Annotated in this window: 21 protein-coding genes and 1 pseudogene; 1 reads left to right on the forward strand and 21 read right to left on the reverse strand. The window is 39.2% G+C overall.

What is annotated here, in order from left to right; all coding sequences use genetic code 11:
• Nucleotides 1-79 precede the first annotated feature (79 nt).
• Nucleotides 80-421: pseudogene (locus tag HUE98_RS10690) on the forward strand ((2Fe-2S)-binding protein); the annotation flags it as partial.
• Between the two features lie 118 nt (nucleotides 422-539).
• On the opposite strand, the gene HUE98_RS10695 reads toward HUE98_RS10690, so the two are convergent.
• The 21 genes from HUE98_RS10695 to HUE98_RS10795 form a co-directional block, all read right to left on the reverse strand.
• Entirely contained in the window at nucleotides 540-1,850 is a 1,311-nt protein-coding gene (locus tag HUE98_RS10695) for a pyrimidine-nucleoside phosphorylase (RefSeq protein WP_241420638.1), read from the reverse strand.
• Entirely contained in the window at nucleotides 1,847-3,034 is a 1,188-nt protein-coding gene (locus HUE98_RS10700) for a phosphopentomutase (RefSeq protein ID WP_241420639.1), read from the reverse strand. Before HUE98_RS10700 ends, HUE98_RS10695 begins: the two co-directional genes overlap by 4 nt.
• Nucleotides 3,035-3,081: 47 nt before the next feature.
• The gene (gene xerD / locus HUE98_RS10705) at nucleotides 3,082-3,972 is read right to left on the reverse strand and encodes a site-specific tyrosine recombinase XerD (RefSeq protein ID WP_241420640.1); all 891 of its coding nucleotides are present in this window, start codon (nucleotides 3,970-3,972) and stop codon (nucleotides 3,082-3,084) included.
• A gap of 124 nt (nucleotides 3,973-4,096) precedes the next feature.
• Nucleotides 4,097-4,357, reverse strand: a complete 261-nt coding sequence (locus HUE98_RS10710; RefSeq protein ID WP_241420641.1) for a hypothetical protein — start codon at nucleotides 4,355-4,357, stop codon at nucleotides 4,097-4,099.
• A gap of 109 nt (nucleotides 4,358-4,466) precedes the next feature.
• Complete coding sequence (gene spoIIM, locus HUE98_RS10715) at nucleotides 4,467-5,105, reverse strand: stage II sporulation protein M (RefSeq protein ID WP_241420642.1); 639 nt, start codon at nucleotides 5,103-5,105, stop codon at nucleotides 4,467-4,469.
• A 127-nt stretch (nucleotides 5,106-5,232) separates the two neighbouring features.
• A complete protein-coding gene (locus HUE98_RS10720) occupies nucleotides 5,233-6,351 on the reverse strand; it encodes a DUF3866 family protein (RefSeq protein WP_241420643.1) in 1,119 nt (372 codons plus the stop codon).
• 120 nt (nucleotides 6,352-6,471) lie between these two features.
• The gene (locus tag HUE98_RS10725) at nucleotides 6,472-7,080 is read right to left on the reverse strand and encodes a hypothetical protein (RefSeq protein WP_241420644.1); all 609 of its coding nucleotides are present in this window, start codon (nucleotides 7,078-7,080) and stop codon (nucleotides 6,472-6,474) included.
• A 194-nt stretch (nucleotides 7,081-7,274) separates the two neighbouring features.
• The gene (locus HUE98_RS10730) at nucleotides 7,275-7,961 is read right to left on the reverse strand and encodes a glycosyltransferase family 2 protein (protein ID WP_241420645.1); all 687 of its coding nucleotides are present in this window, start codon (nucleotides 7,959-7,961) and stop codon (nucleotides 7,275-7,277) included.
• 12 nt (nucleotides 7,962-7,973) lie between these two features.
• The gene (locus HUE98_RS10735) at nucleotides 7,974-8,792 is read right to left on the reverse strand and encodes a copper transporter (RefSeq protein WP_241420646.1); all 819 of its coding nucleotides are present in this window, start codon (nucleotides 8,790-8,792) and stop codon (nucleotides 7,974-7,976) included.
• Complete coding sequence (gene steA / locus HUE98_RS10740; protein WP_241420647.1) at nucleotides 8,793-9,938, reverse strand: putative cytokinetic ring protein SteA; 1,146 nt, start codon at nucleotides 9,936-9,938, stop codon at nucleotides 8,793-8,795.
• A gap of 295 nt (nucleotides 9,939-10,233) precedes the next feature.
• The gene (gene spo0A, locus HUE98_RS10745; RefSeq protein WP_241420648.1) at nucleotides 10,234-11,022 is read right to left on the reverse strand and encodes a sporulation transcription factor Spo0A; all 789 of its coding nucleotides are present in this window, start codon (nucleotides 11,020-11,022) and stop codon (nucleotides 10,234-10,236) included.
• A gap of 142 nt (nucleotides 11,023-11,164) precedes the next feature.
• A complete protein-coding gene (gene spoIVB, locus HUE98_RS10750) occupies nucleotides 11,165-12,469 on the reverse strand; it encodes a SpoIVB peptidase (RefSeq protein ID WP_241420649.1) in 1,305 nt (434 codons plus the stop codon).
• A gap of 211 nt (nucleotides 12,470-12,680) precedes the next feature.
• Entirely contained in the window at nucleotides 12,681-14,384 is a 1,704-nt protein-coding gene (gene recN, locus HUE98_RS10755) for a DNA repair protein RecN (protein WP_241420650.1), read from the reverse strand.
• An 18-nt stretch (nucleotides 14,385-14,402) separates the two neighbouring features.
• Nucleotides 14,403-15,254, reverse strand: a complete 852-nt coding sequence (locus HUE98_RS10760) for an NAD(+)/NADH kinase (protein WP_241420651.1) — start codon at nucleotides 15,252-15,254, stop codon at nucleotides 14,403-14,405.
• 39 nt (nucleotides 15,255-15,293) lie between these two features.
• On the reverse strand, nucleotides 15,294-16,088 hold the full coding sequence (locus HUE98_RS10765) for a TlyA family RNA methyltransferase (protein ID WP_241420652.1): 795 nt from the start codon (nucleotides 16,086-16,088) through the stop codon (nucleotides 15,294-15,296).
• Between the two features lie 10 nt (nucleotides 16,089-16,098).
• Complete coding sequence (dxs, locus tag HUE98_RS10770) at nucleotides 16,099-18,006, reverse strand: 1-deoxy-D-xylulose-5-phosphate synthase (protein ID WP_241420653.1); 1,908 nt, start codon at nucleotides 18,004-18,006, stop codon at nucleotides 16,099-16,101.
• Between the two features lie 9 nt (nucleotides 18,007-18,015).
• Nucleotides 18,016-18,615 carry a hypothetical protein gene (locus HUE98_RS10775; protein ID WP_241420654.1) on the reverse strand — a complete coding sequence of 200 codons (600 nt, stop codon included), beginning with the start codon at nucleotides 18,613-18,615 and terminating at the stop codon, nucleotides 18,016-18,018.
• A gap of 12 nt (nucleotides 18,616-18,627) precedes the next feature.
• On the reverse strand, nucleotides 18,628-18,819 hold the full coding sequence (locus HUE98_RS10780; RefSeq protein WP_241420655.1) for a hypothetical protein: 192 nt from the start codon (nucleotides 18,817-18,819) through the stop codon (nucleotides 18,628-18,630).
• Between the two features lie 488 nt (nucleotides 18,820-19,307).
• The gene (locus tag HUE98_RS10785; RefSeq protein WP_241420656.1) at nucleotides 19,308-20,189 is read right to left on the reverse strand and encodes a polyprenyl synthetase family protein; all 882 of its coding nucleotides are present in this window, start codon (nucleotides 20,187-20,189) and stop codon (nucleotides 19,308-19,310) included.
• Between the two features lie 173 nt (nucleotides 20,190-20,362).
• The gene (locus HUE98_RS10790; RefSeq protein WP_241420657.1) at nucleotides 20,363-21,220 is read right to left on the reverse strand and encodes a bifunctional 5,10-methylenetetrahydrofolate dehydrogenase/5,10-methenyltetrahydrofolate cyclohydrolase; all 858 of its coding nucleotides are present in this window, start codon (nucleotides 21,218-21,220) and stop codon (nucleotides 20,363-20,365) included.
• A gap of 20 nt (nucleotides 21,221-21,240) precedes the next feature.
• Complete coding sequence (locus HUE98_RS10795) at nucleotides 21,241-21,876, reverse strand: cyclodeaminase/cyclohydrolase family protein (RefSeq protein ID WP_241420658.1); 636 nt, start codon at nucleotides 21,874-21,876, stop codon at nucleotides 21,241-21,243.
• Between the last annotated feature and the right edge of the window lie 66 nt (nucleotides 21,877-21,942).

Below are 21,942 nucleotides of genomic sequence, written 5' to 3' on the forward strand. Positions count from 1 at the left end.
TCAGGGAGGCAGCAAGATGAACCAGATAAAATTATGAGGTAATTCAAAAGAAAACCTTTCCGGTGGAAAGTGTCCTACATGTAAAACTACCGGCCAACCAGTGGAAACAGTTACAGTGAAAAATTTAGTCCTTAATACACTAATTGTAAAAGGTAAGGATTACCATATTTGCTTGAACCCTAACTGTGATACCATTTATTATTCTGAAGAAGTCCAATATAAAAAGCATGATTTACAAGTTAAGGTATGGTTTAAAGAGAGTTCACCGGTGACTGTCTGTTATTGTACAGAAGTTACCGATGAGGATATTCTAACCCACATTGTAAAACACAAGTGCTGCAAAGACATGGGGGATATCAAAAAACATACCGGGGCCAACAGCGGTGATGAATGCCTGGTTAAAAATCCCACTGGAAAATGATGCGGCCCTTCGGTGCAATCGGTGATTGCCAAAGCAAATATAATACTCTGTACGGAAGAAAAAAACGGGGAATAACCCCGTTTTTTCGTATTAAAACCAATCTCGTCCGCCTTCCCTACTACTCCCCAGTTATATAATCATATATTAGAGGAGGAATTAAGGGTTCATCTACAGATATAACCAAAGCCTCTTTCAGTAACTCTATAGCAGCCTCAAATTTCTTCTCAGAATTGCTATGAATTCTAAATAGTGTTTCCCCTTTTTTTACTCTTTCCCCTATTTTTTTAAACAGTTCAACCCCTACAGCTAAATCTATCTTATCTTCTTTCTTTTCCCTGCCGGCCCCCAGTGTCATGGCCGCCATGCCTACCTTAAAAGCATCAACCTCCTGCACAAAACCCTCGGTCTGAGCCTTAAAATCTTGAATCATACCCGCCCTGGGCAAAAGTTCCACATCCTCTATTCCCTGTATACTTCCTCCCTGCTTTTTAACAAAGGATATAAACTTTTCCAGGGCTCTACCTGAATAGAGAATCTCCTTCAACCTTGCCTCCGCCAATTCCAGGTGATCTTCTTTTCCGCCCAGCACCAGCATACAGGATCCTAATTTTAAACATAAATTTGTCAGATCCAAGGGCCCCTCTCCCCGTAAAGTCAGCAACACTTCTTTCATCTCCAGAGCATTTCCCACGGTTCTTCCCAAGGGTTGGTTCATATCCGTAATAAAGGCTGCCGTTTTCACTCCCAGCCTGGTTCCGATTCTTACCATACTTTCCGCCAGGTCTTGAGCTTCAGATAAAGTTTTCATAAAAGCTCCGGCACCCATTTTTACATCTAACACCAGGGCATCAGTTCCGGAAGCATATTTTTTACTCATGATGGAACTGGCAATCAAAGGGATGCTGTCCACCGTGGCCGTTACATCCCGCAGGGCATATAACTGTTTGTCGGCAGGAACCAGGTTGTCCGTCTGACCGACAATACATAAACCATTATCCAGCACTCTGTCTATGAACTCCTCCCGGGAAAGATGCACCTCAAAACCCTCCAAGGCCCTCAGCTTATCTATGGTGCCCCCGGTGTGGCCTAACCCCCTGCCGGACATCTTGGCCACAGGAATGCCTGCCGCAGCCGCCAGAGGAGCCAGAACCAGTGTAGTTTTATCCCCTACTCCCCCGGTACTGTGTTTATCCACCTTTACACCGGCAATGGAGGATAGATTAATAATTTCACCAGAATGAGCCATCACTTCAGTGAATTCTGTCAATTCTTCATCACTCATGCCTTGAAAATAAACAGCCATCAAGAAAGCTGCCATCTGGTAATCGGCAATCCATCCTTTTACATATCCCCCCAGTAAAAACTCTATCTCCTGCTTGTTAATTTTTTTTCCTTCTCTTTTTTTTAAAATTATTTGGTATGCATTCATCTGCTGCCCGCCTTTTCTACAACTTCCTTTGCAAAACTAGTACCATTTTTTATTCCTTCAATTTTAAATATCTCAGATAACGTTGCCGCCACATCGGCAAAGGTTTCCCTAACTCCCAAGTTTACCCCCTGTAATATGTTTTTTCCATAAACTAATAAAGGTACATATTCCCGAGTATGATCTGTACTCTCCATGGTAGGATCACACCCGTGGTCTGCAGTTATAATTATCATATCCGTAGGACTTAAAAGGTTACATAAATCAGGAAGGGCATCATCAAATTCCCTCAAAGCCATATAATAGCCTTCAGGGTCATTGCGGTGTCCGTAAAGCATATCAAAGTCCACCAGGTTAGCAAATACCAATCCCTCTGAAGAAGATTTCAAAACCTTCTTAATTACTTCCAGGCCTTCTTTATTTCCTTTGGTGGGAAATGATTGAGTAATACCAAAACCGGCAAATATATCATATATTTTCCCAATGGAAATTACCTGATGTCCTTTTTCTTTTATGTAATCCAGGATGGTTTTTTCAAAGGGTTTAAGGGGATAATCCTTTCGCCCGGTAGTCCGGGTAAAAGCTCCCGGAACTCCTTTAAAGGGACGGGCAATAACTCTCCCTACGGCATAATCCTCCTTTAAGATTTCCCGGGCTTTTTCACACCATTTGTACAGAATTTCCACTCCGACCACTTCCTCATGAGCTGCAATCTGGAACACGCTGTCCGCTGAAGTATACACAATAGGCCTGCCGGTAACCAGGTGTTTTTCACCCAATTCCTCAATCACAATAGTTCCGGAAGCCGCTTTGTTTCCAATAACTTTCCTGCCAATGGCTTTTTCAAAGGAATTAATTATTTCCTCAGGAAAACCCTGGCAGAATAATGGAAAAGGCTGATTTAAAATTAAACCAGCCATCTCCCAATGGCCGGTAATAGTATCTTTCCCCGCAGACTTTTCATTCATTTTACCAAAACAGGCCAGAGGTTTATCCATCAGCCTTATGCCTTGAACAGGTGCTATGTTCCCTAATCCGAAAGCCTCCAAATTAGGAAGATCAATTCCCTTCAATGCTTTAGAAATATTGCCTAGAGTAAAACTTCCTTCATCTCCATATTCACCGGCATCAGGAAGCTCCCCTACGCCTAATCCATCCAACACAATAACTAACACACGGCTAATCATCTTGTTTATTAACTCCTTTATCTTATGTTGAAATCCCGCTTCATGTTTTAGGCCCTGGGATGTGACTTTTCATACACCCCTCGCAGCCTTTTGCGGGTAATATGTGTATAAATCTGAGTGGTAGAAATATCTGCATGTCCCAACATCTCCTGCACTGAGCGTAAATCAGCACCATTTTCCAAAAGATGAGTAGCAAAGGAATGTCTTAAGGTATGAGGAGTAATCTTTCTCTTTATATCTGCCAGTTGGGCATATTTTTTAATAATCTTCCAAAAACCCTGCCGAGTCAGCCGCTTACCGTGATGATTCACAAAAAAAGCCTCTTCACCATCTGTTTTAACCAGTTTTGGCCGGGACTTTTCCAAATAATAAAAAATATTTTTTATAGCAACTTTCCCCAGGGGAACAATTCTTTCTTTATTTCCCTTCCCAATGCACCTCAGATAGCCAGAATCAATATTTATGTCCGTCTTATTCAATGATACCATCTCAGAAACCCTGATTCCCGTAGCATAAATTACTTCCAACATAGCCTTATCCCGTATACCTGTAACTTCCAGTTGATTGGGCTGGCTCAAAAGCAGGTCCACTTCACTGATACTTAAAATTTCCGGTAATTTTTTTTCTTGACGGGGTGACTCCAGGTTTGAAGAAGGATCTTGTTTTACCACCTGCTCTTCAATCAAAAAATGATAAAAAGAACGGATAGAAGCCAGATTTCTGGAAATGGTAGAAACCGCCCTGCCTTTTTTTTGGAGATGCAGTAAATATGACACAATGTCGTTCCTGCATACGTTGACAGGATTGCTGCAGTTATTACTATTTAAAAAAGAAAAAAAACTTTTCAAGTCTCTACCATAAGATTCCAATGTATTTTTTGCCAATCCCTTTTCCACTTCTAAAAAATACTGGTATTCTTTAAACCACTTATCATTCATCCAATAATCCCCTTTATTAAACCTGTTTACCCGACGTCACTTTGGTAATTCTCGAATATTTTGGTAAATGTGTTTTATTTATTCAACATAAGGAAAATAAAATCCTGTTAAAGTAGGAAAATATTTAAATATTTATACCCTGCCGGTAAAAATTTTGCAAATTATACCAAAATACATCCCAAAAAGAAGCAAATCCCTCCTGAAAGGTTTTTTGGTCAACCTGACGGGTATCAGCAGGCCCCTCCAACTCAGCCCCGGGAGATATAATTTCTTTCACAATAAATAGTACTTTGGGTACAATTAAAGTCATTACTAATAATATAACCAAAATTTTAAATAGCATAATATATCTTGGGTTAAACTTAACAAATGAAACCATTCTCATTTCTACCTTACACCTCCTAATTTCCATCCATAATAAATTAGTATTTTCTTTTAAACATATTAAGAAATAACTTTTTTTAGAACCACAAATTAGGAAGTCTTTGGAAACCTTACATGTTAATTAAGGGAATCACAAATTGGATAAAAACCGGTGTAATATATGCTTCAATTAACCCTGCCGTTATAATAAGAAAACCCATCAGTAAAATTGTGAAACTGTAACTCATAAATAATTGACCAAAATTAAATTTTCTGCCGCCGAGGCGAAGTTTTATAATCTTAAAAGCAAAAGAAACACTGGTAACACCTGCAATAATCATGGCGGGAATGATAAAGATATTATGAGGAAGTATGGCCACCACTGCAAAAAACATTCCTTTTACAGCAATCTGATCCACTAAAAACCCCACCGTAAAACCTAAAACAAACCCTCTTAAAAAAAGAAGAAAAAAAATAATTGGAAAACCCACTATAGAGGATCCTAAAAGCCAAATCATTAATAAATTTTTGAAATTTTGACCCAAAGACTCTCTTAATATATACTGATTTTCTAAAAAATTATCTTTGTTAAAACCAACAAAATAATAAGACAGGTGCCGATTTAATTCCTCTATCTGTGCCGAAGGAATTGTTTTTACCACCAGTGCCCCGACAATTATTCCTACAAAAAACAAAAATACAACCAAAATATAATAAACAAGGTTTTCTTTTATGTATTGATAAAATAAATCTTTTAGTCTATAGTACATTTTTTTACCCCCACAAATAAACCTATCGGCATCTGTTTATTTTTATGCGGGGATAGAACTCATTATTCTTTCTTTACGTTACGTCGGCCTTTTGCCAGCAATTTACCGGCAGCCGTTTTAGCATCTGTTATTTGACCCTGCTGAAAGTCTCGACAGCCAATATAGCACTCCTCTTGTCCATCAGCTCTGTTGTAAAAACAGCAGATGCCCCTGCTGACTCAAAAAAGATTCTGTCCTGTTCTAATGCCCGGCCCATAGTCTTTACTCTCAGTCCAAAGCTTTTTAAGGCTTCAGCAGCGATTCCTCCTTTTCTGTTTATAACTCTATGCTTATTATATATGCCCGCAGACTCCAACTGCCTGGTTATATAAAGAAAAGTGGCATCATCGGTCTCAGGAAGACATACCGCTGCCGGCGTCATAGCTATATCTTTCAATACTTTAAGGGAGTGATGGCTAATTCCCTTATGACGTTCCCTGGGATCCGCAAAACTAACCCTCAAGATGTAGACCGGCTGCCCACCCAGTATAGTTACAGCATTTATTATTTCTCCCTGTTCCATCCCTGAAAAACCGTATTCTGAATCGGTCCCTACGTTTCCCGGACCCATGGTCACAATAGCCACATCGGCCTGAAAAACCTCACTGGCTGCGATCAAAGCAGTATAAACATTCACCGCTTCCAGGTCTCCACCAAAGGCATGCCCTGTAGTAATGCTACCTGTTATGATCTGCTTGGCTTTTAAAGCGCTCACCGTGTCGCTGAATTCTATTGGCAGCGCTGCCCCATCCGTCATTATATATACTATTCTGGCTCCGGGACTTTTATATTTAAGGACTGCAGCAGCAGGAGCCAGCATACTATGAAGTTCACCCATTAAAACCGGAAGGCCATTTAAGCTTGAAAAGCTTTTGAAACTATTTCGATGCGGGCTTTCCTGTTCTTCACAACTCAAAACCTTTATTTGGTAAGGAGTATACCTTAATTTCATGATATGTCCTGTATCGGAAATATCAAAGGAAGAGTAACGGGAATTAAGAAACACAAAATTTTTCCCGCCAGTACCCAGGTTCAAATGAAGGGCTGTAGTATTAACAATAACCTCATCTCCCGTTTTCAATACACCGGTTAAATCCGTGTAATTTATGGTTTTTTCTTCATTACCCTCAACCTCAACCCACGCCTCCTGTATTCCCTTTCTGTTCCTGATGATCTTTTTTACATTTCCCGGACGCAAACGAAACACCTTATATTTCCCCCTTGTTTAAAATAAATCTTCCACTAAAACCCATATTACCTATTTTTTTAAATAGTCTACTTCGCTAACTTTTTATAGCTTTCCTTGCACAATTTATTTTTAACTGAACTATATTTGTTTTCTACCTAAATTATCTAAATATCTCAAAGTTCTATTTCCTTCAATCACTCTGGAAAAGGAAATCTGGTCCCCAACCCACTGAAATAAAATTAAAGCACTCAAAAGGAAAATCTTTATAGGCAGTTCTCCTAAGAAAACCAGAAAGAATCCAACAGAAGCACCCAATAAATTAGAACCTATGTCTCCTAACATTCCCTCTTCATTCAAATCCAAGGGAAGTATTCTAACCGCGGCACCTAAAATTGGAACACTAAGCAGAACTATTTGCTCGCTTCCCCATATAAATAACAAACTAAATATGATATAAAGTTTTAAAGACCTGCCGGGACGAACATCCATTAAATTAAACAGGTTTACTGAAAAAGCAAAGATTAGTGCATTGATTGCCAACTCTATTACACTGCTGCCGATATATAATCCCAATATAATCCCTGATAATAACCCTACTACAGCCTTTAACCCGCCGGAGGTAAATCTTTTTTCCTTCAAAAAGACTTTCACATGGCCTTTAAATCCCCTGCTCATGTCTCCCATAAAATCATCTGCTATCCCAACTAAAGCAATCACTCCCAGTAAAAACCCTTTTAATAAGATCATTAAAGGATCAACCCTTGGATAAAAAAATAGTAAAGGAAAAAGCATTAAATAAGTCACTATAAATAGCAGGCCTAGTCCTGAAGGGATTTTCTTTCCTTTAAAATTTTGCCGTAAAAAATTTGACCTTAGCAAAGCTAAAAGGGGTGGTAAAATCAAGTAAGTGACCAACAGCGAAATTATGAAAACAACAAGAATCATTTTACTACCTCTTTTTTATAGATAAGAATGATGAATAATACCTTGAAAATATCGATCATCTGCCGACCCCGGTGAATAAATCCTTTTAAACTTTTTCCATGTATTCTATGAACCATATCTGTTTCAATTTCTATCACCCTCAAACCTCTCCCCAGGCTTATGGCGGTCAGCCCAAATTCCAGTCCAAAACCCCGAGAAAAATTACTCACTTCTTCTAAGAGTGTTTTCTTTAATACTCTCTGCCCTGATAGGGGAGACTGTACCGCTTTTCCGGTCATCTTTACCAAAAAAAAAGCGGTAATTTTTTTGGCGATTCCAAAACCTCCCCCGGCATGTTTGTCTTTAAAATGAGCCACGGTCATATCCGCTTCATTACGTAAAAGAGGATAAATAAGTTTTCTCACTTCAAAAGCAGATTCCTCCAGGTCCGCATCTACCAAAGCAATCAAGTCATATTTAGCCTGAAGCATTCCCTGGTATACAGCATTGCTTTTCCCGGTGTTTTTATGCATATTAATTACCCTGGCACCTTGTTTTGATGCAATTTCAGAAGTCATATCGTTAGAGCCATCGTCAACCACAATCACTTCTTTTATTTCGGGTATTTTAAAAATTGCTCGTAAGGTTTCACCTATTTTGTCTTCCTCATTATACGCCGGTATGATAACGGAAATAGCTGTCATGTTTTGACGCTCCTAATCATGATTAATAACCTCCTGCAGGTTGGATTCTAACATATGCAAAAGTTCTAATCTGCCAAGAATATTTTCTATATTTTCCAGAGCAATTACTTCATAGTTCCGAGAAAGATTTGCTTCCTCAGGAGATAAATAAACCGATACAAAAGAAACATTGTTACTTTTCAGTGATGAAATAATAGAATTGTGCAGTTCTGTACATTTTTTTTCCAGGTTCCCGGGAAAGTATAAAACTTTATCCGGTAAACCTGTTTGGGCTATTTCTACAGATAAGAACTCATCAGTATAGAAAACCTGAGGTTCTAAACTTTTGCCTATTAAATAATCAGTCATAAGGATAGAGTATTTATCAAAATAATCCTTTCTTTGATTTTCCTGACCAAGTTGATATGATTTGCCTTGGAGTGAAACTGTTTCCAAATTTGTCATAAATAAAGCATTCAATGCTGCATGTCCGTTAACTTGAATTCCGGTATTCTCTAAAAAATTAATTACAGGGGCGATAACTTTATGATCTTCAACCTCATAAATTACCGCTATATTAAAACCCTCCAGTGGCCTTCCTACATATTCCGTTAAAAATTTTTCCTGAAACATCACCCAGGCTGAAAGTTCTTCATTGAGTCGGTTTTTGTCCTCCTGCAGGGCTGTTATATTTTCATTTAAATTGCCTAACCTTTCATCCATTCTCTCCACTATTTCTTTCTGCTGTTTTACAATGACATTATCGCTCAAAGAAGCACCAATAAGAATTCCTATGCCCAGCGCCAGAAATACAGAAATCACTGTAATTAAATAATCCCTTTTATGGTTCATCTACCCACCACCTGTCACCAATCGTATTTTTAAAAAAATCAAATAAATAATATGCTGTATTTTAGGTGAATAACTAGCTAGAACAAAAACAGGAATAAACGCAGCAGCAAGTAAACTGAGCATCAACGAGATTTTAACTTTTCCCCTGTACAGCTGGCTGACACCCCGGGCATCGATTAACCTGTTTCCTACCCTTAACCGGACTAATAAAGTGCTGGCCATCCCCTTCCTACCCTTTTCGAAAAAATCAATAACATTAGAATGTGTGCCTACGGCAACAATAATCTCGGAACCTTTTTCATAAGCCAACAGCATAGCAATATCTTCACTGGTTCCCGGGGAAGGAAACACTTTTGCATTTAACCCTAATTTTTCTATTCTTTCCAACCCAGGTGCATCGCCGTTAGAATAAGCATGAACAATAATCTCAGCTCCCATCATCAAGGTTTCATCGGATACACTGTCCATATCTCCTATGATGATATCGGGCTTCAATCCAAACTCTCTTACCGCATCGGCACCTCCATCCACAGCGATGATTACCGGTTTAACTTCCTTGACGTAAGAAAGAATAGTCTTCAGATCCTCTCGGTAACAATGTCCCCTTACTACCACCAGAGAGTGCCGCCCTCTTATGGTAGTTCCTACCTCCGGCACTTTGACTTCTCCGGTAATTAAGTCTTTTTCCTTTTGGGCAATTTCCAGGGTATTCTGTACAAAATTTTCAATTTCCTGATCTAGATTTAAACTGGCTTCTTCAATTTTTTCTTTTATTTTATCTCGTGTCAGAACACTGCCGGACGCAATAGTTTTACCATTCATTAAAACTTGATCTCCATGTATTTCTAACTCAACCCCATCTGACACCATTTCCCAGATTTCCTTATCCACCTCATCTAGAACATAAATCCCATGGTCAATCAAAATCTTTGGACCCAGATTAGGATATTTGCCACTGATGGAGGAGTTAATGTTTAGTACCGCTTTGATATTATTTCTAGCCAGGGAATAACCGGCCATCTCATCAATGTCCACGTGGTCAATCAAAGCAATGTCTCCCGCTTGAATTCTCTTTGACAGATTTTTTGTTCTTTTGTCCAGTTTTACTTTACCTTTAAAATAATTTTCTTTTTTTATCCCTGACATGTAAAATGACCTTTCTTTTTTTCTGTCTTTATTATTCTCAATTAGTTACTTTTCTAACACAAAAAAATAGTTCTTTTAGTGAACTCGTTTCAGCAAGCTGAAACAATCGGGGAATCAGGTGGAAACTCTACTCCACTTGATTATAAGCCCCACCTACGCTAACGCTTAGAGGTGGGGGTCTTCTACCCTAAAAAAAAGAGTTCTTTAATTAACACAAAAAAAATGATATGCAAAAACTGCATATCATTTTTATTAAGTTAATTATTTGTATTTCTACGAGGACTCTTTGTTTATATTAACTAACCTTAGTCATTAATCTTAATTTATCTGCAACCATAGCAATAAACTCTGAGTTAGTTGGTTTCCCTCGTTCTGTATTAATAGTATACCCAAAAAACTTTTTAATAGTTTCCACATTATTCCGGGACCAGGCTACCTCTATAGCATGTCTTATAGCCCTTTCTACCCGGCTGGGAGTTGTATTGAATTTTTCTGCAATCCTTGGATAAAGAACCTTAGTTATTGCTCCTAAAATTTCAATTTCTTTGGTGACCATCATAATGGCTTCCCGTAAATATTGATAGCCTTTTATATGAGCTGGAATTCCGATTTCATGTATAATACTGGTAATTTCTCTTTCAAGGTTTTCACTTCCAATTTTCTTTTTCAACTTAGGAACATGTAAGGGTAAAGCATTTGTTTTATTGCCTCCGGAAATATTGCTCAGCTGTCTTATCCGGTCACTGATAATCTCCATTTTAAAAGGTTTCAAAATATAATATGTAGCACCCAATTCTACGGCTCTTTGTGTTATATTTTCATGTCCAAAAGCAGTCAGCATAATCACCTTTGGACGACAATCCGCAGGATATTCTGTTAATTTCTCCAGTACTCCCAGCCCATCTAGATAGGGCATTATTATGTCTAATAATAAAATGTCAGGCTGCGTTTCTTCCACCGTTTTTAAGGTTTCTTTACCGTTGTAAGCTCTTCCTACAACTTCAATGTCAGGCTGCTCATCGAGGTAATCAGACAATAACTCATTAAATTCTCGGTTATCATCTGCAATTAAAACTTTAATCATTTTTTACCTCCTCTTTAATTTCATAATTTTCTTATAAATGCTTTAGATTTCTTGTTAATAATTATTCGACATTTTGGAAGCAAATTCCTTTAAAAAAAATTAAAAAATTAGAAAAAAGTGTAAGAAATTTTTTCTTACACTTTTAAGAAGCCTTATTTATATCACTTTCTTCCAGAATACCTGATTCTAACAGCATCCATTCAATAAAAATCCCGTAACCTTTTGTTGGTTCATTGACAAACACATGCGTGATTGCGCCTACAATTTTGCCGTTTTGAATGACCGGACTTCCGCTCATCCCTTGTATTATGCCTCCAGTGGCATCTATAAGCTCTTCATCAATGATATTCAAAATAAAACCTTTATTGCTGGGAGTATTTTTATTGACAATCTTTTGAATTTCTACATCATATTCTTCGATTTTGTCGCCTTTTAATACCGTGAGAATTTTTGCCGGACCAATTTCAACTTGATTAGCTGTAGCGATGGGAATGGGACTGCTGTTAAAATCATTTTTGTTCTCAATTTTTTCTAAGGTTCCAAAAATACCAAAATCAGTATTTTTATAAATTGAACCTATAATATCCTTTTGTTCTATAAATACCCCGGTTTTTTCTCCAGGATGGCCTCTTCGCCCTTCCTTTATATTAATTATACTGGCTTTTACAATTTCTCCCTGGCTTATATCAATGGGTGTATTGGTATCAATATCAACAATCACATGACCCAAGGCACCATATTTTTTTGTTGTTGGATCATAAAAGGTTAAGGTACCTACCCCTGCTGCCGTATCTCTAATAAAAAGGCCAATTCGGTAGCTGTTGGTATTTGGGCAAAAATAAGGGTTTACCTCTTTGATAAAGGTCTTTTCATCTCGTTTCAACTTAAATGTCATGGTGCTGCCAGTTTCTCCATTTTCACTAATTAATTCTGCAGCTTGATTAATTCCTTCTACCTTAACATCATTTATGGCAATAATCGAGTCACCCTTTTTTATTCCACTTTCCCTGGCAGGATATCTTCCATCTACTTCATTATAACCTACCACTAAAACCCCTTCTGACCTCAACTTTATTCCAATTGATTGGCCTCCCGGATATAATTTCATTTCAGGAAGAACTCTTACAGATAGATGTCTGATGGGTATCTTCCCAAAAAGCGTAATTTTCAAATTAGCTTTACCGAGGTTTACAGCCTGCACCATTAAAGGATCTCTCAGATTTACATTAGTACTTTCGTTTTGTAGAAGACTCCCGTTAATTTTTAAAACATCATGCTGATCGCAAACAAGCTCAGCTTGAAAAGGATACATAATGTTTACATAATATTCTTCTCCCTCCAACAGCCGTACATTTTGCGAGTAATTATACCAAATAAAAACCGGCTGTAAAAGCAGAATTATTAAGAATCCAAGCAGTATTTTGGGAAGTATCCTGGGAAATTTCAAGGTTTTTCACGCTCCCTGCTTATTATCTTTGGAAAAACCGCCTCCTTGTTAATTTTCGAATTTTTCTCGTAATTTTAAGTTAACCTTAAAAATTTTTTTTATGCTTACTAGTTTACATAATAGTTCCGCTTTTATTTGGCATGAATAAAAGAAAAACAAAAAAAAATAGCAAAAAGCTATTTTTCCCTTATATGGTTCTTTTTTTTAAAAATTATTTTAATTTAAATAAGTTAACCCGGTCCAACATTTCCTGGGCATGGGTTAAAGTGATTTCTGACAAATCGGCTCCATCTATCATCCGGGCTACTTCTTTTTTTCTAATATCTTTGTTTAATAGTTCAACTACCGTAAAAGTCCTATCTTCTTCTACCTTTTTAGAAATTCTAAAATGCCGGTCACCCATACTGGCAACCTGCGGTGCATGGGTAACACAGATAACCTGGCGATGCCTGGAAATAAAATTTAACTTTTCTGCTACTGCCTGCAGAGAAGCCCCTCCCAACCCCACATCGATCTCATCAAATACCACAGAGGGAACTTCATCGGCCTCGACTAATACCGTCCTTAGAGCCAACATAATCCTGGATATTTCCCCTCCTGAGGCAATTTTAGATAATGGCTTAGTTTCTTCTCCGGGATTTGCAGAAAATAAGAACTCTATCCGATCGAAACCCCGGGAGGTTAGTATTTCGGTTTTTTCTAAGGAAACCTTAAAAATTCCCTGGGGTATTTCCAATTCTGTTAACAAATCTGAAATTTGTTTTTCTAAAAAATGAGAGACCTTTATCCGTAATTCCCTTAGTTTACCAGACTCCTTCAGTAAGTTTTTTTCTAACTGTGTTTTCATGTTTTGTAATTCTTGATGTTTCCTTTCACTTCCCAAGAGTAATTCTATTTGTTCCTTTACGTTTCTTCCAAATTTCAATATATCTGCAATACCTGGTCCATACTTTCTTTTTAAATTGTTGATTATTTCCAGTCTTTCTTCAACCTTTTGAATCTCCTCCGGTTGATAGTGCAGGTCTTCCAGGTATTCTTTTATCTCCAGGCTGATTTCCGTAAGGACTGCTAAAGATTCATCTATTCCGGGAATTTTTTCAATTAAAGATTCATCATATTTTATAACAGACTCCAATTCCTTCTGTATTAATCCCATGCTTTCCACCACGGATTGGTTATTGGTACCTTCATACAGTCTTTCATATATGATAGACAGGCTGGAAATCAATTTTTCTCGATTGTTTATCCTCATTTTCTCTTCTAGAAGAGTTTTCTCCTCCTCTTCTGAAAGATTTGCTTGAGTGATTTCTTCGTACTGGTACTGCAGGAGATCCAGTTTTCTCTCCTTTTCTGTCTCATCCAGATAAAGATTTTCAATTTCCTGACGACATTTTTTCCACTGGAAAAACAGTTTCCTTACCCGTTCCTTCTGCTGTGAGATCTCTTTTCCTCCCAGGTTATCTAATAAATCCTGATGATTTATTGATCTGCTTAACAACTGCTGCTGACCCTGGCCGTGAAACTCAATTAAATATTGTCCGATTTCTTTAAAAGCATTCAGAGGCACCATACGTCCATTGACTCTACATATATTTTTTCCGGCTAGAGATAGTTCCCTGCCTAAAAAAAGAATATCCCCTTCTTCTAAGTTCAGACCGTAATCACTTAATATTTTATTAATTTTCTCTTTAACCGGTGGAGATTTAAACTGGAATATCCCTTCTACCAGTGCATTTTCTGTTCCTGTTCTTATGGATTCACTGCTGGCTCGAGCTCCTATTAACAGCTTTATTGCACCCATAATTATAGATTTTCCAGCACCAGTTTCACCGGTCAAAATATTTAAACCGGTACATAAGGTCATTTTGAGAGAATCGATCAACGCAATATTTTTAATATACAATTCCGTAAGCATAAAACCACCCTTTATTATTTATCTCTCTCTAAGCTTCCGATGTAGAAGAGCATAAAAATTTACGTCGGTGAGTTTAACCAGTTTTGTATAGTAATCTGCTTTTTTTACTATTATTTCATCATCATTTTTTAATTGAAACCCCTGCTGACCATCAACAGTCAGAACTACTTCTGCCTGCTGGGTATAAGCTTTGATACGGACCTTTTCATTCTCGGCTATAATCACCGAACGATGATGCATCATGTGTGGACATATGGGAGTCACCACCAAAAGGTTTAGCGCCGGATTAACAATAGGGCCCCCCGCAGATAGTGAATAACCGGTTGAACCGGTAGGGCTGGCAATAATTACCCCATCTCCCGGATAAGCCTCCAAAAGATGATTATTGATATAAGTCTTCAATTTTATAGTTCGGGAAAAAGGCCCTTTAGATATAACTATATCATTTAGAGCATAAAAAGAAGCTTCCACCTGACTGTTTCGAATTACTTCCGCATACAGCATCATTCTATCCTGAACTACAAACTGATTACTTACAATTTTCTCCATGGAAGACTCCAGGTCTGATACTTCCACTTCAGCTAAAAATCCCACATGTCCAAGATTAATTCCCAAAATTGGTATATTGGTTCCAACAACTTTTCTGGCTGCCGCTAAAATGGTTCCATCTCCCCCCAGCACCAACAGCAGATCTACCATTTCAGGAATCCGGTGAACCGGATAACCCAGTTCAGGAAGGCCCAGAAGGCTTGCACATTCTACTGTAAAAAATACCTGCAGATCATGTTCCCGGCAGAGAGTTAGAATTCTTTCTGCTGTTGCCAGTGTCTCTTCTTTTTGAAGATTTGTTATTATACCAACAGCCTTCATTAGTTAAACCTCCTATCTCTTCCCTCATTATTTCCTTATTTATAATTCTTCTACAGCCCTGCTCACCGTGGTTTCAATTAAAGAAATTAGGTCAGGGTTGTCCATAGGGTGGTTTTCAATCTCAAATAGAGCCAGGTATTCAATATTGCCCTGGGGACCTTTAATGGGAGAGAAGGTCAGTGCTGTTAGAGTATAGCCCTGTTGTTTTGCCTGGTTCAACACAGTACCAATCACTTCCCGATGCACTTTAGGATCCTTAACTACTCCCTTTCTCCCCACTTTATCTTTTCCTGCTTCAAACTGAGGTTTGATTAAAGCAATTATTTTTTTTGTGCCGGTCCGGCGCAGTATGGGAAATATGTGTTTCAAAGATATAAAAGCCACATCCACTGTGGCTATTTCCGGTATATCCTGAATAGTATCAGGATTTAAGTAACGGATATTTGTCCTTTCAATATTTACCACCCGGGGGTCATTTCTAAGAGACCAGGCTAACTGCCCATACCCAACGTCTACGGCATATACTTTTTCAGCACCATCTTTCAGCGCACAGTGAGTAAAACCTCCGGTAGAAGCACCCACATCTATAACAATCTTTCCAGTTAGGGAGACCTGAAACTCTTTCAACGCTTTCTCAAGTTTTAACCCTCCCCGGCTCACATAGGGAATATCTTGCTGGACCTCTATTCTTGACGAAGGATCCACCGGGCATCCTGCCTTGTCCACCCGCTTCCCGTCAACAAATACTTTTCCCATCATAATTAATGCTTTAGCCCGGGAACGGCTGGAACAGTAACCCTTGGCAACCATCAGATTATCCAGTCGCTCTTTCATTAGTGAATTATCATCCTCTTACTGGTTTAATTTTTTTAATATCTGTAGTTCTAACCATAGCCAATGCCTGTTGAACTACATTTTCGACGCTTAACCCACATTTTTCCAGTAGATAATCCCGTTTACCTTGTTCCACAAAATGGTCACAAATACCTAATCTTTTCACCTCTAAATGAGCCATATCTGATGAGTCCAATAATTCAAGCACAGCACTGCCAAATCCACCCTGCAGCGTGTTATCTTCCATAGTAATTATTTTTTTACATTTATGAGCTATACTTAGTAGAAGATGATCATCTATGGGTTTTACAAACCTGGCGTTGACCAGAGTTGTTTTTAAACCGTACGTTTTCAATTCTTCAACAGCTTTACGGGCAATTGGAACCATCGCCCCCAGAGCAAAAATTGCCAGGTCTGAACCCTTTTCCAAAATTTCTGATTTACCCATTTCAATTATATCAAAATCAAAGCCTATAGGGACTCCCACCCCATGACCCCGGGGGAACCTTATAGCCACAGGGCCATCATACTGGATGGCTGTAAATAACATGTTCTGAAGTTCTCTTTCGTCTTTAGGAGCCATGACTACCATATTAGGGATATGCCGCAAAAAGCATAGATCAAAGGTGCCCTGATGGGTTTCCCCATCTTCCCCCACAATTCCTGCTCTATCCACAGCCAAAATCACCGGTAGTTTTTGCAAACAAATATCGTGGACAACCTGATCATAGCCCCTCTGTAGAAAGGTTGAATAAATAGCAACCACAGGCTTAAAACCCTCCTTGGCCATTCCAGCACTGAAAGTAAGGGCGTGCTGTTCGGCAATCCCTACATCAAAAAACCGGTCAGAATATTTAAATCCAAATTTGTCCAGGCCGGTACCTGAGGGCATAGCTGCCGTTACTCCTATTATGCGTTTATCTTTTTCGGCCAATTTAATCAAAGTTTGGCTGAAAACTTCTGTATACGTAGGGATTTTAGAATTTTTTACCGTATCTCCATTTTTTATATTGAAAGGACCTATCCCGTGAAATTTATCAGGATTCTTTTCAGCGATTTTAAATCCTTTTCCCTTTTTAGTTAAAGCATGGATAAGAACGGGCCCTTTTAATTTTTTTGCACTCATAAACACCTGCCTGAGATGATTTATATTATGTCCATCTATGGGCCCAAGATAAGTAAATCCCAGTTCTTCAAACAACATACCTGGAACCAGCAGGTATTTCAAAGTATCTTTCACTCTGCCTAAAGACTTGTAAACCGCATCCCCTATGGCTGGTATTTTTCGCGTCAAAACTTCTACGTCTTCTTTGATTCTAGAATAAGTGGGGTCTGTCCTGATCCTGCTTAAGTAAGCAGATAAACCACCTACATTTTTTGAAATGGACATTTCATTATCATTTAAAACTACTAATAAATTAGTTTTGGTATGAGAGGCATGATTTAGAGCTTCAAAAGCCATTCCTCCAGTAAGAGCCCCATCTCCAATTACAGCAATTACATGATGTTCCTCTTTCTTTAAATCCCTGGCCATAGCCATCCCCAAAGCTGCAGAAACTGAGGTGCTGCTGTGACCGGTTTGAAATACGTCGTGTGGACTCTCTGAGCACTTAGGAAATCCACTTAAGCCGCCGTGACACCGAAGTGTTGAAAAACAATCTTTTCTTCCGGTAAGAAGCTTATGTACGTAAGACTGATGCCCTACATCCCAAATGATTTTGTCCCGGGGGCTTTCAAAAACACTGTGTAAAGCTATAGTTAATTCTACGACTCCCAAGTTGGCTGCTAAATGTCCTCCATTTAACGAAACCGTAGTAGTTAGAGTTTCCCTAATTTCTTTAGAAAGTTGACTTAAACTTTCAGATGTTAATTTTTTTAAATCTAAGGGACTTTTAATTTCCTCAATAACTCCGGACATTTAACGCTCTCACTTTCTCTTTTTGTTTGATTTATTATTCCAAGGGATAATTCCCGGAATAAATTGATCCAGGCGAGTTAGAATCAAGCTGATCATAAAAATTATAGAATTTGCTCTTTCCAGGGCAATTATTTTTCCCACCGCCTTACCTCCCACCGTCAAGGAAGCGATAAAGCCGGTCATAACCACACTGAACAGCGCTCTGTCAATACCCGGTTGTTCTGACACAAAACGAACCACCAGAGCAGCTCCAATTACACCACTGACAATTCCACTAATATCACCTACTACATCGTTACAGAAATTAGCTACCTGATCTGCATTTCTTACCAAATATATGGCCCTTTTGGCACCAGAAACTTTTTTTGCAGCCTTAGCATGAAAAGGAGTCTCGTCGGCTGCTGTCGCAGCAATTCCAATGGTATCAAATATAATCCCAATAATCACAACCAGCAACAAAATTATAAAAGAAATTATTAGTGATTGTATATTTTCTAACAAAAACTCAGAAGCTATACCTATAAGTACTGCTAAAATAAAAGTCCCTAAAGAAACGACTAAAACCCATTTTAGACGGGGACGCAAAAAATTATAATCATTATCTGACAAAAGATCACCCTTTTAAACAAAAAAAATAGACTTAAGCTTATACAAAGTTATGCGTAGACAGTAGTCCAAAGAGTAAACGTTGCGGCTTAGGTCCAGCAGGTTTTCCCCAGTAATTACCAAATCGTTGCCGTATTGGCGGTTACCCTTTAAAATTACTTCTACCGTGTCGCCACCGATAGGACTGGATTGCCACTTAGTCCGCACTTTAATCCCCTTTGGACCTCTCTAGATGAGAACAGTCTAGGAGTTTTCCTCAATAATTCACCCTATCCTCTAGCCTCTTTTGCAGGGATGGTTTCGAGAAGGATGATTCTCTCCCTCCATCACCACTCAAGGCAGGCTACACTGTACACAGCTTTGGACCGCATACAGGTTCTATCCCAACCAGTAATCATTTACTTATTAGGTAATTCACCACCAAATTGGGTCTCCACGGAACCAGGGTCAACGCCTACATGCCATTGTAGATCGCCCCGATTCCTTAACCCTCAGCACCAACCCCTGACTGGGCGTCAAGAGCCAGCACCAAGAACTTCATCGTTGTGCCCTCAGCGGATTTTTAGCCCCGCCTTCAAAGATAGGGGTATTAACTAGAATACTGCACCACCTACGCTTATTTAACTCCTAAAGTATAGCATATTTTTCAAGCTGTAACAACTTGAACTACACCCCTTAGTGAACCTTTTTTTCCTCTAATAATCCCTGTTAACTAAAAAATGGGCCAGGATTTTAAGCACTTCTCCTCTAGCTTCAAAAACCTCCACGGCTCTCAGGGATTCATTATATAATTCCTTAACTTTTTCCTTGGCTGCACTTAATCCGTGTATCCCCGGATAAGTAGCCTTTTCTTTCCAAGTATCCATCCCGGTCTTCTTCCCAAGCTTTTCCTCTTCTCCCTCGATATCTAAAATATCATCAATGATTTGAAAGGCCAGTCCCAAGCATTCACCATACCGTGTAAGCCTCTCCAACTCAGCCTCTGCTGCACCTGCGATTATTCCACCCACCCTGACTGATGCATTAATCAGTGCTCCGGTTTTTTTTCTGTGAATGTAATCCAGCGTTTCAGCTCCAACAGGTCTACCTTCGGATTTCAGGTCAACCACCTGTCCTCCAATCATACCTCTGGTTCCCGAGGCAAAAGCAATTTCTTGAATTACCTTTAAAGTTACTTGAGGATCAATAACAGAATCCCAAGACAAGACATCAAAAGCCATAGTAAGCAGAGCATCTCCAGCCAGGACTGCCATGGCTTCACCATAAACCTTATGATTGGTAAGCTTACCCCGGCGATATTCATCATCATCCATAGCCGGAAGATCATCATGGATTAGGGAATAGCAGTGTATCATCTCCAATGCACAGGCCGCCGGTAAAAACAGAGACAAATCCTGATGGTAAACATCTCCCACCGCCAGAGTTAAAATAGGCCTTAACCTTTTACCTCCCGCAAAAATACTGTATCTAATACTGTCATGAATAATATCAGGATAGGTTTTCTTTGGAGGTAGAAACCTGTCCAACGCGTCATCCACCAACTCTTTTCTTTGCTTCAGGTATAGTTCTATCTCCATAAAAACCTCCATACTTACCGGTAATCAGTTTGACAGGGGACAGTGGACAGTAAATAGTCAAACATCATCGATCTGCCGATATATGTATCTGTCCCCGTGACCAACTGTCCCCTGTAAAGGGAAAGGCCCCCCATATAATACAGGAGACCTTTAATAACTACATTATAAACTTCTTACGCGTTTTGTGCTTCACAGCCCATAATAGTATGTTTGCAAAGAACGATAGTGGTTACGGAACCAACTCCACCGGGAACCGGAGAAATCTGCTCTACAATACCTTCTACGGCAGCAGTGTTAACGTCTCCACAGTATTTGCCGGGGTTATCAGGATCTTCGTTGATACCCACATCAACCACGATTTGGCCGGGTTTTACGTATTTTTCATCAACCATCTTGGCTCTTCCCACAGCAGCAATCAAAATATCCGCATCAGCACAAACGGCGGGCAGATTGTCAGTTCTCGAATGACAGATGGTAACGGTAGCATTTTCCCGAAGCAAAAGCATTGCTACAGGCTTTCCAACAACCATGGAACGACCAAGGACAACAGCTTTTTTACCACTTAAAGGAACGTTATAAAACTTTAACAGATCCATGCAGGCGGTAGGTGTGCAAGGAGGAAATCCGGAAACGTCATCAGAGAATACCTTGCCGGCGCCTGCCTGGGTCATGCAGTCAACATCTTTTTCTACGGGAATTAAAGAACGGATTTTCGCCTCATCCAACTGCTTGGGCAGAGGGGAGAACATAAGAATGCCGTTAATTTCTTTGTTGTTGGCAACATCAGTCATACCTTTTTCAAAAGTGGCTTGATCAACATCCTCAGGGTATGCAAAAACTTCAACTTCAACGCCAATGGCACCTAAGGTCTTTGTAGCACCCTTCTCATAGTACAGATCATCGGGGCGACCACCGGCTCTTACGATGCCCAGCTTAGGAGTAAGCCCCTTAGCTTTTAAATCTTCAACCCTTTTGGTCAGTTCTTCCTTCATTGCATCAGCAACGGCTTTACCTTTTAATCTTTCGGCCATATTATATAATACCTCCTTAATTATTTTGTAAGCTTATCAATAACCAACTGCAGAGTTTCATCAGCAACCCTGTTGCCATCTTCCAAAAGCCTTTTCATCTCTTCTGAGGTGTTCTTCACGTACTCCTCATCTTTAATGGAATTTACATTGATCAATACGTTCTGCATACCGGAAACTAAAGCTGCTTTTAAAAATACAACCCCGCATCCCACGTCGGAGATAGCCAACTTAGATCCAATCTGGCCCATTCTCTCATGAATCTTAATCCCTTCATAAGACTTCCGCATGATATCCATGGGAACTGTACAGGCTAACTTGGAACATTCTTCCATAGTATCTGCTTTGAATTTCTTCTGCTCGTCAGTTTCTGTGGGCAAACCGTAAGCCTTGGACAGAGGCTCAAATACTTCGGCGTCTTTATCTACCAGCACTATTAATTCTTCAAGGACCTTATAACCTTGAGCCAATAGTTCCTTAACTTCATCCTCAACATCAGCATATTTTTTCTTACCAACGGTCAAGTTGCCCACCATGTTAGACAAAGCCATCCCAATGGCACCGCCTAAAGCTGCTGCTCCACCACCGCCCGGCACAGGGGCTTTAGAAGACAATACGTCAAGAAAGTCAACACAAGTTCTATCTACCATTTTTGTCATTAATACGTTCCTCCCTTTACTTTAATAAATATATCTTTCTTAAATACACCAGGATTTAAATTAAAA

Origin of the sequence: Candidatus Contubernalis alkalaceticus, from assembly GCF_022558445.1 — a bacterium.
Taxonomy (GTDB): domain Bacteria; phylum Bacillota; class Dethiobacteria; order SKNC01; family SKNC01; genus Contubernalis; species Contubernalis alkaliaceticus.

What these genes read in the sequence shown, in the direction of transcription:
- HUE98_RS10695 (WP_241420638.1), bottom strand. Translation starts at nt 1,850, where the DNA reads ATGAATGCATACCAAATAATTTTAAAAAAAAGAGAAGGAAAAAAAATT.
- HUE98_RS10700 (WP_241420639.1), bottom strand. Translation starts at nt 3,034, where the DNA reads ATGATTAGCCGTGTGTTAGTTATTGTGTTGGATGGATTAGGCGTAGGG.
- xerD (WP_241420640.1), bottom strand. Translation starts at nt 3,972, where the DNA reads ATGAATGATAAGTGGTTTAAAGAATACCAGTATTTTTTAGAAGTGGAA.
- HUE98_RS10710 (WP_241420641.1), bottom strand. Translation starts at nt 4,357, where the DNA reads ATGAGAATGGTTTCATTTGTTAAGTTTAACCCAAGATATATTATGCTA.
- spoIIM (WP_241420642.1), bottom strand. Translation starts at nt 5,105, where the DNA reads ATGTACTATAGACTAAAAGATTTATTTTATCAATACATAAAAGAAAAC.
- HUE98_RS10725 (WP_241420644.1), bottom strand. Translation starts at nt 7,080, where the DNA reads ATGATCTTATTAAAAGGGTTTTTACTGGGAGTGATTGCTTTAGTTGGG.
- HUE98_RS10730 (WP_241420645.1), bottom strand. Translation starts at nt 7,961, where the DNA reads ATGACAGCTATTTCCGTTATCATACCGGCGTATAATGAGGAAGACAAA.
- HUE98_RS10735 (WP_241420646.1), bottom strand. Translation starts at nt 8,792, where the DNA reads ATGAACCATAAAAGGGATTATTTAATTACAGTGATTTCTGTATTTCTG.
- steA (WP_241420647.1), bottom strand. Translation starts at nt 9,938, where the DNA reads ATGTCAGGGATAAAAAAAGAAAATTATTTTAAAGGTAAAGTAAAACTG.
- spo0A (WP_241420648.1), bottom strand. Translation starts at nt 11,022, where the DNA reads ATGATTAAAGTTTTAATTGCAGATGATAACCGAGAATTTAATGAGTTA.
- recN (WP_241420650.1), bottom strand. Translation starts at nt 14,384, where the DNA reads ATGCTTACGGAATTGTATATTAAAAATATTGCGTTGATCGATTCTCTC.
- HUE98_RS10760 (WP_241420651.1), bottom strand. Translation starts at nt 15,254, where the DNA reads ATGAAGGCTGTTGGTATAATAACAAATCTTCAAAAAGAAGAGACACTG.
- HUE98_RS10765 (WP_241420652.1), bottom strand. Translation starts at nt 16,088, where the DNA reads ATGAAAGAGCGACTGGATAATCTGATGGTTGCCAAGGGTTACTGTTCC.
- dxs (WP_241420653.1), bottom strand. Translation starts at nt 18,006, where the DNA reads ATGTCCGGAGTTATTGAGGAAATTAAAAGTCCCTTAGATTTAAAAAAA.
- HUE98_RS10785 (WP_241420656.1), bottom strand. Translation starts at nt 20,189, where the DNA reads ATGGAGATAGAACTATACCTGAAGCAAAGAAAAGAGTTGGTGGATGAC.
- HUE98_RS10790 (WP_241420657.1), bottom strand. Translation starts at nt 21,220, where the DNA reads ATGGCCGAAAGATTAAAAGGTAAAGCCGTTGCTGATGCAATGAAGGAA.
- HUE98_RS10795 (WP_241420658.1), bottom strand. Translation starts at nt 21,876, where the DNA reads ATGACAAAAATGGTAGATAGAACTTGTGTTGACTTTCTTGACGTATTG.